Below are 15,447 nucleotides of genomic sequence, written 5' to 3' on the forward strand. Positions count from 1 at the left end.
TCGAGGACGTGGCGGGCCGATGTGCAGCGCTCGCGCGCTTCGCGCATCGGCCATTGGTGACGAAGAACGAGGATGGAATCAGGACGAGAGACGGCTCTGCTCGATGTGCTTGCGGCGCATCGGACGCAACACGAACCACGCCAGCAGCGCAGCGATGGCATTGACCGCGCTCGCGACGATGAACACCGCATGCCAGCTGCCGGTGGATGCGGCGAGCACGCTGGAGAGCGGCACCAGCAGCGAGGCGGTGCCCTTCGCGGTGTAGAGCATGCCGGCGTTCGAGGCGGCGTACTTGGAGCCGAAGGTGTCGGCGCAGGTCGAGGGGAACAGGCTGTAGATCTCGCCCCAGGCGAAGAACACCATGCCGGTCAGCAGCACGAAAAGGATCGGGTTGTGGCCGTAGTGGTAGAGGGCCAGGATGCCGACCGACTCGAGCGCGAAGGCGATGAACATCGTCTGCTCGCGGCCGATCTTGTCGGAGACCCAGCCGAAGAAGGGCCGCGTCAATCCGTTGAGCACGCGGTCGATGGCCAGCGCGAAGGTCAACGCGGGCAGCACGATGCCCATGATGTTGACCGGCACGTCCATGATCTTGAAGTCTTGCGCAATGGGTGCGAGCTGCGCGGTGGCCATGAGGCCGCCGGCCGCCACCATCACGAACATCGCGTACATCACCCAGAAGATGGGCGAGCGCAGTACCTCCGAGGGTGCGTAGTCGCGGCTGGACTGCTGCACGTTGCGGCTGTTCGACGCCTTCGCATGATCGGGTGCGCGGGTCAGAAGCCAGGCCAGGGCAAAGACGATGACGCCCTGGCCGATCCCAAAATACAGGAACGCCTGTTCGTAGCCGCTGTTCTTGATCATCACGGAGATGGGGATGATCGTGAGCGCAGAGCCGGCACCGAAGCCTGCGGCGGTCATGCCCGCTGCAAGGCCGCGGCGATCGGGGAACCACTTGAGCGCATTGCCGACGCAGGTGCCGTACACCGCGCCTGCACCGATGCCGCCAACGGCCGCTGCAAAGTAGAGCATGGGCAACGAGGCAGCGAAGGAATTAAGCACCCAGCCGAGGCCGCAGAGCACGCCGCCCACGAGCACCACGGGGCGCGGGCCGAAGCGGTCGACGAGGTAGCCCTCGATGGGCACGAGCCAGGTCTCGGTGAGCACGAAGATGGTGAAGGCCACCTGGATGGCGGCGCGGCTCCAGCCGTGCTTTTCAGCGATGGGGTTGACGAAGAGGGTCCAGCCGTACTGGAGGTTCGCGATCATCGCCATGCAGACGATGCCGATCAGCAACTGTCCCCATCGGTACGCCTCGGATTTCTGGGCGGTGACACCGTGGGTGGAATCCGATGGTGGATACATCGCAGGGCTGGAGCCCGCGATCGTGGTTGTTGGCCGAGTCATGGCGTTGTCCTTAATGTTTTGATGAGTCCGACGGTCTCGGGAAAAACGACGCAATCAGTCGAGTGAAAAAATAGAAATGAATCACTTGTTTTTGCGCGTGGATGACTGTCGGACGGCACGACTCAAAAACTCTTGACCGCAGTCAAGTTCACACGAATCGCGAGCTGTTGGGACCCCCGTGATATCCCTAGCAATCGAACATCTGCAATGCAGGTTTTTGTGCTGCTGTTCAGGGCGCGATCGCGGCGACGGTGGGCTCTGTTTCGCGAATGTCCCCCGGCCTGCGGCCTCCTCCTTGATTTCGCGAAACAGAGCCCACCATCACCGCGATCTCTTCATGGCAGTCGTTGATCGGCTGCACACCAGCAGCGCGTCCAGGTGCACAGGGCATCGGGTGCTCCCCGCAGCGAAATCAAGGAGGGGCCCGAAGGGCGGGGGACATTCGCGGAGGGGAGCACCCGGTGGCCTGTGCACACGCCCTGAACAAAGGCCCCGAATACGGGCTTGCAACCCCCATCCATCGGGAGAAAAATTGACCTAGGTCAAGAAACGCGAAATGAGCGTTTGCGATCGTCTAGGGTAAACCCTAAAATTGCGGGTAATCCCTTCAGTCTTTTTGATTCAACTTTCCAGGAGCATTTTCATGAGCAACACAACCCTCGATTCCCGCGCGATCCGCAATGCATCGCCGGCCACCGCCACCAACGACGATGCGCTGCGCGACCTGGTCGCCGCGATGCCCATCGTGATCATGTACAAGGCCGCTCGCGCCGCACTCGTGCAACACCGCAAGAGCATCCGCAGCGCACTGACCAACTGATTGATCGTGCCCCGCCCCAAAGACAAAGAGCGCTTCATGCGCTCTTTTGTTTTTTCAGGGCTGTAGTTGCAGCGGTTTGAACGGCACGATCTGCGAGATCAGCGATGCGCCGTCGCTCAGCAGAAAGTCCTTGAAGGCCTGCGCCACCGGCGGCAGGCGCTTGGTGCGACGGTGCACCACGTACCAGTTGAGCATCAACGGAAAACCTTCCACGTCGAGCACGCAGAGGCTGCCGGCCTTCAGCTCCTGGCTGATGGTGTGCGCAGAGACAAAGCTCACGCCCATGCCCGCGATCACCGCCTGCTTGATCGTCTCGGTGCTGCGGATCTCCATCGCAATGTTGATGTGCTCCAGTTCGCGGCCGAAGCCGTCTTCCATCGAGTGCCAGGTGTCCGATGCCCTCTCGCGCACCACGAACGGCTCGCGCATCAGGCGCTTCAGTGGAACGCGTGGCACACCGACGAGCGGATGCGTCGGTGGCGCGACGATCACATAAGGGTGCGGCGCAAAGGCCTGGTTCAAGGTGTCCAGATCAGTGGGCGGCCGCACCATGATCGCGAGGTCGGTGAGGTTGTCCGCGATGTGGGTGAGCAGGCCTTCACGGTTGTGCACGGTGAAGTTCAGCGTCACGCCGCGATGGCGGCTCGCGAACTCCACCAGCAGGCGCGGAAAGAAGTAGTCGCCCGCGCTGATGACACCGACGTTGAGCTTGCCGCCCGAGACGCCCTTGAACTGCATCATCGCGTTCTCGGCCGCCTCGAACTGCTGGATGATCGCGCGGCTGATCTGCAGCAGCTCGGCGCCCGCGGGCGTGAGGAAGATCTTCTTTCCGAACTGCTCGAAAAGCACGTTGCCTGCGTGCTCCTCGAGCTTGGCGACCTGGGTGGAGACTGCGGGTTGCGTGAGGTGAAGCTCCTCGGCTGCGCGCGAAAAACTCAAGAGCCGCGCGACGGCCTCGAAGACCTTCAGCTGGCGCAGGGTTGCATGCTTCATCGGTGGGGAAAACGGGGCTGCATCACCCCGGTATCCGCGCCACATGCAACAGGTTCGTCGTGCCCGACAAGCCGAACGGCAGGCCCGCCACCACCACCACATCGTCTCCCGCTTTCGCGAAGCCTTCGGCCTGCGCGGTGCGGCAGGCGCATTCGATCATCTCGGCCACATCGTGCACATCGTCCACGAGCGCGGCATGCACGCCCCAGACCATCGCCATGCGGCGCGCGGCCGCCACATCGGGCGTGAGGCTCAGGATCGGCACCGCGGGCCGCTCGCGCGCGGCCCGCAAGCTGGTGAAGCCCGAGGAGGTGTAGGTCACGGTGGCCGCCGGCGCGAGCAGCGCGGCCACCTGGCGCATCGAGGCGCACACCGCATCGGCCGTGGTCGACAGCGGTACATCGTGCGTGGCGTCGATGCCGGTGCGGTACGACGGGTCGGCCTCCACACGCGCGACGATGCGGTCCATCATGCCGACCGCTTCGAGCGGGTACTTGCCGGAGGCCGATTCGGCCGAGAGCATCACCGCATCGACACCGTCGTAGATGGCAGTGGCCACGTCGGACACTTCGGCGCGCGTGGGCACGGGCGCGGCGATCATCGATTCGAGCATCTGCGTGGCCACCACCACCGGCTTGCCGTGCTGGCGGCAGGCGCGCACGATGCGGCGCTGAAGCTCGGGCACCTGCTCGGGCGGCAGCTCCACGCCGAGGTCGCCGCGCGCGACCATGATGCCGTCGGCCAGCGCGACGATGCCGTCCAGGTGCTCGATGGCTGCGGGCTTCTCCAGCTTGGCCATGATCCAGGCGCGCTTGCCGATGATCTCGCGGGCTTCGGTGATGTCCTCGGGTCGCTGCACGAACGAGAGCGCCACCCAGTCCACGCCCATCGAGAGGCCGAAGTCCAGGTCGTCGCGGTCCTTCGGCGTGAGCGGCGAGATCGGCAGCAGCACGCTCGGCACGTTCACGCCCTTGCGATCCGAGATCGGCCCGCCGACGATGACGGTGGTCTCCGCGAAGTCGGCGCCGTGGCTCTCCACGCGCAGGCGGAGCTTTCCGTCGTCGAGCAAAAGATCCGTGCCGGCCTGCAGCGCCGCGAAGATTTCGGGATGCGGCAGCGGCGCGCGGCGGTAGTCGCCGTTGGTCTTCGTGTCCATGTCGAGGCGAAAGCGCTTGCCCGCTTCCAGCTGCGCGCGTCCGCCCTCGAAGGTGCCCAGCCGCAGCTTCGGCCCCTGCAGGTCGAGCAGCACGCCGATGGGTCGGCCGAACTCCTTCTCGAGCCGGCGAATCGCCTCCAGCCGGCGCGCATGGTCGTGCTGTGAGCCGTGGCTGAAGTTCAGCCGGAACACATCCACGCCACGCTCGAACAGCGCGCGAATGGCTTGCTCGTCGGGCGTAGCCGGGCCGAGCGTGGCGACGATCTTTGCGCTGCGTGTGCGTCTCATGGTGTGTCGTGCTTTCTTGTCATGCCATCTCGCGAAGCCGGACTTGGCCGCGCTGGTCTTCCATCGTGCGCGCCAACAGCTTGACCAGCGTGTACACAGTGTCGATGTGCGGCGTCGATGTATCGGTGAGCCGCGCCAGTTCGACCACCGCACCCACCAGCGCATCGATCTCCGGCGCGCGGCCGGCCTCGACGTCCTGCAGCATCGAGGTCTTGTGCTTGCCGACCTTCTCGGCGCCGGCGATGCGTTTTTCCAGCGTCACGCGAAACTCGATGCCCAGCTTGTGCGCCACGGCCTGGGCCTCGCGCATCATCGCGGCGGCCAAGTCGCGCGACGGCGGGTACTGGCAGATGTCGACCAGCGTCGAATGCGAGAGGCTGCTGATCGGGTTGAAGGTGAGGTTGCCCCACAGCTTGAGCCAGATCTCCGAGCGGATGTTGTCGAGCACGGGCGCCTTGAAGCCCGCGCCGGTAAAACAGGCCGAGACGCGGTTCACTCGCTCGCTCGACGAGCCGCCGAGCTCGCCGACCGGAAAGCGATCGCCCTCGATGTGCTTCACCACGCCCGGCGCGATGAGCTCGGACGCGGGATACACCACGCACCCGATCACCCGCTCGGCCGGCACCTTCGCGCTCACCAGCCCCGTCGGGTCGACGCTGCGCACCAGCGTGCCCGCGAGCGCGCCGCCGTGGTTGTGGAAGTACCAGTACGGAATGCCGTTCTGCATCGTCACGACCATCGTCTCGGGGCCGAAGAGCTTGGGCACGTCGTTCGCCACGGCCTCGACCTGGTGCGCCTTCATGGCGAGGATGACGATGTCCTGCGGGCCGGCCTCGTCATAGCTGTCGGTGGCCTTCACGTTGCGCGCGACCTGCTCTTCGCCCTCGGCCGAGACCAGCTTGAAGCCGTTCGCCTTGATGGCCGCAAGGTTCGCGCCGCGCACGATGAACGTCACGTCCTCCCCGGCCAGCGCGAGTTTCGCGCCCACCAGGCCGCCGATGGCGCCTGCTCCGATGACTGCAATCTTCATGTCGATCCCCAGTAGTTTTGAATGCGTTGCACGAGGCCGGGCGGTGCCGTCAACCGAAGCGGTTGGAAAGCTTGCCGATGCCTTCGATGCCGATCTCGACCTGGCTGCCCGGCTTCATCGAGCCGACGCCCACCGAGGTGCCGCACAGGATCACGTCGCCGGGGTTCAGCGTCATGTCCTGCGAGATCAGGCTGACCAGCTGCCGCACGGAAAAGCGCATGTCGCTGATCGGGTAGTTCTGGCGCTCCTCGCCGTTGAGCACGGTGGTCACGACGAGCGTTGCGGGATCGAGGCCCGTGGCCACCACGGGTCCCATGGGGCAGAAGGTGTCGAAGCCCTTGGCGCGCACCCATTGGGCGAAGGATGCATCGCGGTTCAGGATGTCGGCCACCGTCACGTCGTTGGCGCAGGTGTAGCCGAACACATGGTCCAGCGCATCGGCCTCGGCCACGGCGGTGGCGGTCTTGCCGATGACGATGCCCAGCTCGCCCTCGAACACCACCTTGCCCTCGCACAGGGGCTTCCTGATCGCATCGCCATGCGCCGCGAAGGAATTGGGCGCCTTCAGCAAGTACAGCGGCTCCGCGGGCACCGGCAGGCTCAGCTTGGCGCCGAGCGCATGGAAGTTGTTCCACAGCGCGATCACCTTCGTGGGCTCGCTGGGCGTGAGCAGCTTCAGGCCCGCGAGCACGAACACCCGGCCCGTGGGCTCGGAGCGGCCGTACATGTCGCCCTGGTGCTCGTGCACGGCATCGCCCTCGACGGTGCCGAAGGTGGCCTTGCCGGCATCTTCGAAACGGACCCACTGCTGTTGCTGCTGTTTCATTTGTTGTGTGCTTTCTTGAAATCTGCGAAACCGTTCCACGAGCGTCCGATGGATCGGATCGATCAGTCGAACGGGAGGTAGTCGGGAATGACGAGCGACGCGAGCAGCTTCCCCATCTCCGCCGGATTGCTCGTCACATGGATGCCGCATTCCTTCATCACCGCGAGCTTTTCCTGCGCGGTGCCGCGCCCGCCCGAGACGATGGCGCCCGCGTGGCCCATGCGCTTGCCGGGCGGCGCGGTGGCACCTGCGATGAAGCCGACCACGGGCTTGCGCATGTGGTCCTTGATCCAGCGCGCGCAGATCTCTTCTTCGTTGCCGCCGATCTCGCCGACCATGATCACGGCGTCGGTGCGCGGGTCGTCGTTGAACATCTTGAGCACGTCGATGTGCTTCAACCCACCGACCGGATCGCCGCCGATGCCCACCACCGTCGATTGCCCGATGCCGAAGCGCGCCAATTGACTCGCCGCTTCGTAGGTCAGCGTGCCCGAGCGTGACACCACGCCGATGCGCCCGCGCTGGTGGATGTGGCCCGGCATGATCCCGATCTTGATTTCGTCGGGCGTGATGAGTCCCGGGCAGTTCGGCCCGAGCAGCAAGGTCTTGCTGCCCTCCATGCGATGGCGCGTGCGGATCATGTCGCGCACCGGAATGCCTTCGGTGATGCAGATGACCAGCTCCATGCCCGCATCGACCGCTTCGTCGATCGCAGCGGCCGCGAACGGCGGCGGCACGTAGATCACCGACACGGTGGCGCCTGTCTCGGCCTTCGCATCCTTCACCTTGCCGAAGACCGGAATGCCGTCGAAGGACTTGCCCGCCTTGTTCGGGTTCACGCCCGCGACGAAGCACTTCTGGCCGTTGCCGTAGTCGCGGCACATCGCGGTGTGGAACTGGCCGGTCTTGCCGGTGATGCCTTGCGTGATGACGCGGGTGTTCTTGTTGATGAGGATCGACATTTCAGTTCTTGTCCTCGGCTTGTTTTGCAGGGCGTCGGTTCAGGGCGCGTGCACAGGCCACCGGGTACTCCCCTCCGCGAATGTCCCCCGGGCTTCGCCCTCCTCCTTGATTTCGCTGCGGGGAGCACCCGATGCCCTGTGCACCTGGACACGCTGCCGGTTTGCGGCCGATCAACCAGTGCTCTGAACACGAGCGCGCCGATGGGGTGCCTTGCGCAGCGAAATCAAGGAGGAGCCGAAGGCGGGGGACATTCGCGGAGCAAGGTACCCCGTCGGCGCGATCGCGCCCTGAATGCACAACGCGACGAATCAGAGAGCAAGTCTTCATCACGCCCCTCGCCGAGCAGCAGCCACCACCAGCTCAGCCGCATCCGCCATGTCATCCGCCGTGATGACCTTCAGCCCCGACTGCGCAAGGATGGTCTTGCCCAGGCTCTCGTTCGTGCCCTTCATGCGCACCACCAGTGGCCCCGAGAGCTCGACTTCGCGCGCCGCGGCGACGATGCCCCGCGCGATCACGTCGCACTTCATGATCCCGCCGAAGATGTTGACCAGGATCGCGCGCAGATTCGGGTTGCGCAGCATCAGCTTGAAGGCCTGCGTCACTTTCTCGGCCGTCGCGCCACCGCCCACGTCGAGAAAGTTGGCGGGCGAGCCGCCGTAGAGTTGGATCACGTCCATCGTCGCCATCGCCAAGCCCGCGCCGTTGACCAGGCAGCCGATGTCGCCATCGAGCGCGATGTACGACAGGCCGGACTGCGAGGCCTCGACCTCCGCCGGGTCTTCTTCGTCGAGGTCGCGCATCGCGGCGATCTCGGGCTGGCGGTAGAGCGCGTTCGCATCGAAGTTGAACTTGGCGTCGAGCGCGATCACACGGCCGTCGCGCGTCACCACCAGCGGATTGATTTCGGCGAGCGATGCATCGCTCGCGTCGAACGCCTGGTAGAGGTTCTGCATCAGCGTGCGCGCCTGCATCACCGACTTGCCCGAGAGACCGATGTTCCGCGCCACGATGTCGGCTTCGCTGCCCTTCAGACCCGTGGCAGGATCGATGAGCACCTTGTGGATCTTGCCGGGCGTGCGCGCCGCCACTTCTTCGATGTCCATGCCGCCTTCGCTGGACGCCATCAGTGCGACGCGGCCCGATTCGCGGTCGACCACCAGGGCGAGGTAGAGCTCCTTGTCGACCTCGATGCCCTCCTCCACCAAGAGGCGCTTCACCACGCGGCCTTCGGGGCCGGTCTGGTGGGTCTTCAGGGTCATGCCGAGCATCTGGCTCGCGTGCCGGCGCACTTCGTCGACCGACCACGCGAGCTTCACGCCGCCGCCCTTGCCGCGGCCACCCGCGTGGATCTGCGCCTTCACCACCCATGCCCTGCCGCCCAGTCGGGTGGCGGCATCTGCCGCTTCGTCGGCCGATGCGCAGGCGAATCCACGGGGCGTGGTGACGCCGTATTTGCGCAATACGTCCTTGCCCTGGTATTCGTGGATATTCATGGCAATTGCTTCAGGCGCCCAATTCAGCGCCGCGGCTTTCGGCCCAATTGAAATAACGCCGGCTTCCGAGGCCTTCGCTCAATTCGCGCTGCTGGTGCACTTCTTTTTTCTGCTCGATCACCTCCGCCAGCGATCTGGCGTCGTAGGCGCGCAGCAAATGCGGCTGGTGCGTGCTCAGGTAATGGCACACGCGCTCTGGGCCGTCCTGGCTCTGGCGCAGCAATTGGCAATAGGTTTCGCGGTCCCAGTGCCAGCGCAGGCCCAGTTCGTAGAAGGCTGCGTTGTAGGCGTTGCGCTCCGTCTCGGAGCTCCAGTATTGAATGGGTGCGTCATCGATCATCATGAAATTTCTCCTGGAAATTGAATGCCGGGCGACAAATGGGTGGCGGGTCGGCATGATCAAAATGTAGATTCGATGATCGATAAATAATAGTTAAACTATTTTATTGAATGCATTTGCCATGCGTTATATGTGAATTGGCAAAAAAGAGCGCAGCCATCCATTGCAAATGGCTTTCGCCAATTTGCAAAAATTACCTAGGCAAGCCGCCTTAATACGAATTACGGCCTATTCCAGAAACACCGCGGAACCGGCTTTGCCGGGCCGCTGGTGTTGCCCCCGGAAGGGGGTTGGCGAAGCGACACGAAGTGCGCGAAGCCTGGGGGTGAGCTTCATATGACGCGCTCGGTGCGCAGCATGGCAATTTCGTCCACGCCATAGCCCAATTGCCGGAGCACCTCCTCGGTGTGCTCGCCCAGCAAGGGCGCCCGTGTCACCTCGGTCCGGCTGTCGGACATCTTGATGGGGTTGCCCACGGTCAGGTACTTGCCGCGCGTCGGGTGGTCCACCTCGACGATGGTGCCGGTCTCGCGCAGCGATTCGTCGGCGGCGATTTCCTTCATCGAAAGAATCGGGCCGCACGGAATGTCGAACTCGTTGAGGATGTCCATGGCCTCGAACTTGGTCTTGGTCATGGTCCATTGCTCGATGCGCGCGAAGATGGGCTTCAGGTGCAAGAGGCGCGCGGCCGGCGTGGCGTAGGCCTCGTCGGTAATCCAGCCCTCTTCGCCGATCACCTTGCAGACGGCCGGCCACACCGCGCCCTGCGTGATGAAGTAGATGTACGCGTTCGGGTCGGTCTCCCAGCCCTTGCACTTGAGGATGGAGCCCGGCTGCCCGCCGCCCGATGCGTTGCCCGCGCGCGGCACCGCGTCGCCGAACTTGCCGTCGGGGTACTGCGGGTACTCGTGCATGGTGCCGGTGCGCTCCAGGCGCTGCTGGTCGCGCATCTTCACGCGGCACAGGTTGAGAACGGCGTCCTGCATCGGCGCGAGCACCTGCTGGCCGCGCCCGGTGCTGTTGCGCTGGTAGAGCGCGGCGACGATGCCCAGCGCCAGGTGCAGCCCGGTGCCGCTGTCGCCGATCTGCGCGCCGGTGACCACGGGGGGGCCGTCCTCGAAGCCGGTGGTCGATGCGGCGCCGCCGGCGCATTGCGCGACGTTCTCGTAGACCTTGCAGTGCTCGTACTTGCCCGGGCCGAAGCCCTTGACCGAGGCGACGATCATCCGCGGGTTGAGCTTCTGGATGTGCGCCCAGGTGATGCCCATGCGGTCGAGTGCGCCGGGTGCGAAGTTCTCCACCAGCACGTCGCAGGTCTTGATCAGCGTGTCGAGAACCTGCTTGCCCTTGGGGTTCTTGGTGTCCAGCGTGATCGAGCGCTTGTTGTGGTTCAGCATCGTGAAGTAGAGGCTGTCCACGTCGGGAATGTCGCGCAGTTGCCCGCGCGTGGCGTCGCCTTCACCGGCGCGTTCCACCTTGATCACGTCGGCGCCGAACCAGGCCAGCAGCTGGGTGCAGGTGGGGCCGGACTGCACGTGGGTGAAGTCGAGAATGCGAACGCCGTCGAGTGCCTTGCTCATCGTGTGTCTCCTGTCTTATTTGTTCGTCGCGGCTTCAACTTCTACCAGACGGGCGCGCAATTTGCGCTCCTCCGCGAAGCGGGCGGTCTCGTCGCGCACGATGGCGACGATGCCTGAAACCTTTTGATCCTGGGCGAACAGCATGGAGACCGTGAAGGCGATGGAAATGGTGTGCCCGTCCTTGTGCAGGGCGGGCACGCGCAGCACGTCGGCACCGTATTTGGTGACCGCCGTTTCCATCGTCTTGTTGTAGCCATCCCAATGCCGCTGGCGTTGTCGCATGGGGATGATGATGTCCAGCGACTGCCCGAGCGCTTCGGCTTCGGTAAAGCCGAAGATGCGCTCGGCAGCCTTGTTCCACAGCGTGATCGCACCCTTGGCATCGCAGACCATGATGGCGTCGCCGGCTCCGGCGACGAGTTGCTCGAAATCGATGGTCGATGAGGACAAGGTGTGCTCCCGCTTTTTTCTCTACGACGGCCTCAGACGGCCTTGGCTTCGCGAAGGTTGTCGATCTGGGCCTTCGAATAGCCCAGCTCGGCCAGCACTTCCTCGGTGTGCTCGCCCAGGAGCGGCGAGCCGGTGATTTCGGGCTTGAGGTCCGAGAACTTGATCGGGCTGCCCACGGTGAAGTAGCTGCCGCGCTCCTTGTGCTGCACTTCGACGATCGAGCCGCTGGCGCGCAGCGATTCGTCGTTCAGCAGTTCCTTCATCGTCAGCACCGGCGCGCACGGAATGTCGAACTTGCGCAGGATGTCGACCGCCTCGAACTTGGTCTTGTTGGCCAGCCAGCCTTCGATGGTCGCGAAGATGTCGGTGATGTGCGGCTGGCGCGCCTTGGCGGTCACGTAGTCGGGGTCGGTCTTCCACTCCGGCTTGCCGATGGCATCGCAGATCGGCGCCCAGGCGTGGCCCTGCACGGTGAAGTAGATGTAGGCGTTCGGGTCTGTCTCCCAGCCCTTGCACTTGAGCACCCAGCCCGGCTGGCCGCCGCCGCCGGCATTGCCGCCGCGCGGCACGACGTCGCTGAACGTGCCGTGCGGGTACTGCGGGTATTCCTCGAGGTAGCCGAGGCGATCGAGGCGCTGCTGGTCGCGCATCTTCACGCGGCAGAGGTTGAGCACCGCGTCCTGCATCGAGCAGGCCACGCGCTGGCCCTTGCCGGTCTGCTCGCGGCCGATGATGGCCGTGAGGATGCCGATGGCCAGGTGCATGCCGGTGTTGCTGTCGCCCAGCGCCGCAGCGCTCACGGTCGGCGGGCCGTCCCAGAAGCCGGTGGTCGATGCGGCGCCGCCGGCGCACTGCGCGACGTTCTCATACACCTTCAGGTCTTCGTAGTGGTGGCCGTCGCTGAAGCCCTTGACCGAGGCGACGATCATCTTGGGGTTCAGCTCCTGAATGCGCTCCCAGGTGAAGCCCATGCGGTCGAGCGCGCCGGGGCCGAAGTTCTCCACCAGCACGTCCGACTCCTTGATGAGCTTTTCCAGCACCAGCTTGCCTTCGGGCTGCTTGGTGTCCAGCGTGAGCGAGCGCTTGTTGCTGTTGAGCATGGTGAAGTAGAGCGCATCCACATCGGGAATGTCGCGCAGCTGCGAGCGCGTGACGTCGCCGGAGCCCGGGCGCTCGACCTTGATGACGTCGGCACCGAACCAGGCCAGCATTTGCGTGCAGGCCGGGCCCGCTTGCACGTGCGTGAAGTCGATGATCTTGATGCCGTTGAGGGGTTTGTTGTCGCTCATGTGATATCTCCTGGATGCTGAAAATTGGAATTACTTCTTCTTCGCCGTGCTGGGGTTCAGGCTCGTGATGCGCCCGCTCTCCGTGCCCGCGGTCTCGTCGATGACGGCGTTGATGAGCGTGGGGCGGCGCGAGGCGACGGCCTCGGCAAGGGCCTTCTGCAGCTCGTCGGCGGTGGTGGCATTGACGCCCACGCCGCCGAAGGCTTCCATCAGCTTGTCGTAGCGCGCGTTCTTCACGAACACGGTGGGTGCCACGTCGGCGGTGCCGCTCGCATTCACGTCGGTGCCGCGGTACACGCCGTTGTTGTTGAACACGACGATGCAGATCGGCAGGTTGTAGCGGCAGATGGTTTCCACCTCCATGCCGCTGAAGCCGAAGGCACTGTCGCCCTCGATGGCGATCACCGGCTTGTCGGTGACCACGGCGGCGGCCACGGCAAAGCCCATGCCGATGCCCATGATTCCCCAGGTGCCCACGTCGAGGCGCTTGCGCGGCTCGTACATGTCCACGATGCTGCGCGCGAAGTCCAGCGTGTTGGCGCCTTCGTTCACCACGATGGCGTCGGGCCGTGCCTTCACCTGGTCGCGGATCACGCTGAGCGCGCTGTGGAAGTTCATCGGCGACGGACGCGCGGCGAGCGTGGCGGCCATCTTCGAGAGGTTCTTGTCCTTGCGCTCGGCGATGGCGCCGGTCCATTCGGTCGGCGGCTTGGCCCACTTGGCATCGATGCCGCCCAGCAGCGCGGCCACGCAGGAGCCGATGTCGCCGATCACCGGCGCGGCGATGGCCACGTTGCTGTCGATCTCGGTCGGTGCGATGTCGATCTGGATGAACTGCTTGGCGCCCTTCTCCTGGCCCCAGGTCTTTCCCTTGCCATGCGAGAGCAGCCAGTTCAGGCGCGCGCCGATGAGCAGCACCACGTCGGCTTCCTGCAGCACATAGGAGCGAGCCGCGGCGGCCGATTGCACATGCGTGTCGGGCAGGAGGCCCTTGGCCATCGACATCGGGAGGTAGGGAATACCCGTTTTCTCGACCAGCGCGCGGATGTCGGCATCGGCCTGCGCGTAGGCGGCACCCTTGCCCAGCAGGATGAGCGGCTTCTTCGCACTCTTGAGCAGGTCGAGTGCGCGGTTGACGGCATCGGGCGCGGGGATCTGGCGCGGCGCCGGATCGACCACCTTGATGAGCGATGCCTTGCCCTTGGCCGCGTCCATGGTCTGCGCGAAGAGCTTGGCCGGCAGGTCCAGGTACACGCCGCCGGGGCGGCCCGAGAGTGCCGAGCGGATGGCGCGGGCGATGCCCACGCCGATGTCTTCGGCATGCAACACGCGGAAGGCGGCCTTGCAGAGAGGCTTGGCGATGGCCAGCTGGTCCATCTCTTCGTAGTCGCCCTGCTGCAGGTCGACGATTTCGCGTTCGCTCGATCCGCTGATGAGGATCATCGGGAAGCAATTGGTGGTGGCGTTGGCCAGCGCCGTGAGGCCGTTCAGGAAGCCGGGGGCCGATACCGTGAGGCAGATGCCGGGCTTCTGCGTGAGGAAGCCGGCGGCGGCCGCGGCGTTGCCCGCATGCTGCTCGTGGCGGAACGAGATGACCCGGAGGCCTTCGGCCTGCGCCATGCGCGTCAGGTCGGTGATCGGGATGCCGGGGAGGCCGAAGATGGTGTCGATGTCGTTCAGCTTCAGCGCGTCGATGACGAGGTGGAAGCCGTCGATCGTTTCCGGCGCCGCCGCGTCGTCCGCGACTGGTTTGAGAACTCGCACAACCGCATCGCCATCGGCCCGGTTCGTGGGCTTGAGGGCGTCGTCCAGGGTGGTGGATGCCTCTTTGTCCGTTCTTACTGAAGACATGTCTCTCCTTCTGCTTTGGTGAATGGCCGAGGCCCGAGCCGGGACTATGATTCGGGGGCATGCTTTCGAACGTTGACCTCGGTCAACTTTCCGGAAAACGGCACCGGCCAGATGAACCAGAAGTTGTTGTTGCGAATTCGAGCAAGACGGGACCCATGACGTTGTTGGAAAACCACCCGGAAAAAAACATCATTCGCGCGCAGCTGCGGCAGAACGTCCTGCTCAAGGACCTGGGCGAGAGTGACCGCACCGAACTGGAAGCCCACCTCGTGATCGTGGACGGCAACAAGGGCGACTTCCTGCTGCACCAGGGCGTGCGCGAGATGGAGCAGTACTTCATCCTCGACGGCATCCTCAAGCGGGTCGTGAGCAACCCGGAGGGCAAGGAAATGATCCTGCGCTTCGCCGACGAGCACGACATGGAAACCAGCTATGCGGCACTGCGGCTGGGCACGCCGACGCCCTACGGCATCGTGTGCGTCACCAAGGCCCGCGTGGCGAGCCTGCCGCTGAAGGAATGGATCACCTTTCTCGACCGGCACCCCGAGACCAAGGAGCTGTTCGAGTACCTGGTGATGAAGGGGATGAGCGAGATCATGGCGCACACGATCACGCTGCATCTGCTGGATGCGCCGGGGCGGGTGCACCGGTTCATGCGCAAGCACCCGGAGCTGGAAGACCGGATTCCGAGCAAGGAACTGGCTTCGTATCTGAATCTCTCGGCGGAAACCCTTAGTCGGCTTAGGAAGCGCGGAAAAATCTAGGCGCGGCTTTGGGACTTTCTCCCTCCCCCGCTGGGGGAGGGTTGGGGTGGGGGCAAGCGGCGCCTCAACTTGAAGCCGCGCTTGAATGAAGGCCGTCGTGGGGGGGGGGGGGGGGGGGGGGGGGGGGGGGGGGGGGGGGGGGGGGGGGGGGGGGGGGGGGGGGGGGGGGGGGGGGGGGGGGGGGGGGGGGGGGG

At 64.8% G+C, this 15,447-nt stretch carries 14 protein-coding genes; 2 read left to right on the forward strand and 12 right to left on the reverse strand.

Features of this window, described 5'->3' with window-relative positions; genetic code table 11:
- Positions 1-78 precede the first annotated feature (78 nt).
- Complete coding sequence (gene oxlT / locus M2282_RS22840) at positions 79-1,407, reverse strand: oxalate/formate MFS antiporter (protein ID WP_280811054.1); 1,329 nt, start codon at positions 1,405-1,407, stop codon at positions 79-81.
- Positions 1,408-2,050: 643 nt separating this feature from the next.
- Here oxlT and M2282_RS22845 point away from each other — a divergent pair.
- Positions 2,051-2,227, forward strand: coding sequence for a hypothetical protein (locus M2282_RS22845; protein ID WP_280811055.1), 177 nt, complete (start codon positions 2,051-2,053; stop codon positions 2,225-2,227).
- A 54-nt stretch (positions 2,228-2,281) separates the two neighbouring features.
- Here the strand turns inward: M2282_RS22845 and M2282_RS22850 are convergent, their stop codons facing one another.
- From M2282_RS22850 to oxc, 11 genes are all read right to left on the reverse strand, one after another.
- The gene (locus tag M2282_RS22850; protein ID WP_280811056.1) at positions 2,282-3,220 is read right to left on the reverse strand and encodes a LysR family transcriptional regulator; all 939 of its coding nucleotides are present in this window, start codon (positions 3,218-3,220) and stop codon (positions 2,282-2,284) included.
- 22 nt (positions 3,221-3,242) lie between these two features.
- Positions 3,243-4,664 carry a pyruvate kinase gene (gene pyk, locus M2282_RS22855; protein ID WP_280811057.1) on the reverse strand — a complete coding sequence of 474 codons (1,422 nt, stop codon included), beginning with the start codon at positions 4,662-4,664 and terminating at the stop codon, positions 3,243-3,245.
- 19 nt (positions 4,665-4,683) lie between these two features.
- A complete protein-coding gene (locus M2282_RS22860; protein ID WP_280811058.1) occupies positions 4,684-5,694 on the reverse strand; it encodes a 2-dehydropantoate 2-reductase in 1,011 nt (336 codons plus the stop codon).
- A 49-nt stretch (positions 5,695-5,743) separates the two neighbouring features.
- Positions 5,744-6,520 carry a fumarylacetoacetate hydrolase family protein gene (locus tag M2282_RS22865; protein WP_280811059.1) on the reverse strand — a complete coding sequence of 259 codons (777 nt, stop codon included), beginning with the start codon at positions 6,518-6,520 and terminating at the stop codon, positions 5,744-5,746.
- Between the two features lie 62 nt (positions 6,521-6,582).
- Positions 6,583-7,482: a succinate--CoA ligase subunit alpha gene (gene sucD, locus M2282_RS22870; protein ID WP_280811060.1), complete on the reverse strand. Its 900-nt coding sequence runs from the start codon at positions 7,480-7,482 to the stop codon at positions 6,583-6,585.
- A 327-nt stretch (positions 7,483-7,809) separates the two neighbouring features.
- Positions 7,810-8,979: an ADP-forming succinate--CoA ligase subunit beta gene (gene sucC / locus M2282_RS22875; protein WP_280811061.1), complete on the reverse strand. Its 1,170-nt coding sequence runs from the start codon at positions 8,977-8,979 to the stop codon at positions 7,810-7,812.
- Positions 8,980-8,989: 10 nt separating this feature from the next.
- Positions 8,990-9,322: a hypothetical protein gene (locus tag M2282_RS22880; protein WP_432422931.1), complete on the reverse strand. Its 333-nt coding sequence runs from the start codon at positions 9,320-9,322 to the stop codon at positions 8,990-8,992.
- Between the two features lie 329 nt (positions 9,323-9,651).
- Positions 9,652-10,899: a formyl-CoA transferase gene (gene frc, locus M2282_RS22885; RefSeq protein ID WP_280811062.1), complete on the reverse strand. Its 1,248-nt coding sequence runs from the start codon at positions 10,897-10,899 to the stop codon at positions 9,652-9,654.
- Between the two features lie 15 nt (positions 10,900-10,914).
- The gene (locus M2282_RS22890; protein ID WP_280811063.1) at positions 10,915-11,349 is read right to left on the reverse strand and encodes a PAS domain-containing protein; all 435 of its coding nucleotides are present in this window, start codon (positions 11,347-11,349) and stop codon (positions 10,915-10,917) included.
- Positions 11,350-11,381: 32 nt separating this feature from the next.
- Complete coding sequence (frc, locus tag M2282_RS22895) at positions 11,382-12,638, reverse strand: formyl-CoA transferase (RefSeq protein ID WP_280811064.1); 1,257 nt, start codon at positions 12,636-12,638, stop codon at positions 11,382-11,384.
- A gap of 30 nt (positions 12,639-12,668) precedes the next feature.
- Positions 12,669-14,489 (reverse strand): oxalyl-CoA decarboxylase, encoded by a 1,821-nt coding sequence (gene oxc / locus M2282_RS22900; RefSeq protein ID WP_280811065.1) that lies wholly within the window; start codon positions 14,487-14,489, stop codon positions 12,669-12,671.
- A 155-nt stretch (positions 14,490-14,644) separates the two neighbouring features.
- On the opposite strand from oxc, the gene M2282_RS22905 reads away from it, so the two are divergent.
- Positions 14,645-15,253 carry a Crp/Fnr family transcriptional regulator gene (locus M2282_RS22905; RefSeq protein ID WP_280811066.1) on the forward strand — a complete coding sequence of 203 codons (609 nt, stop codon included), beginning with the start codon at positions 14,645-14,647 and terminating at the stop codon, positions 15,251-15,253.
- The last annotated feature ends 194 nt before the right edge of the window (positions 15,254-15,447 follow it).

Origin of the sequence: Variovorax boronicumulans (assembly GCF_029892485.1) — a bacterium.
Lineage (GTDB): Bacteria > Pseudomonadota > Gammaproteobacteria > Burkholderiales > Burkholderiaceae_C > Variovorax > Variovorax boronicumulans_B.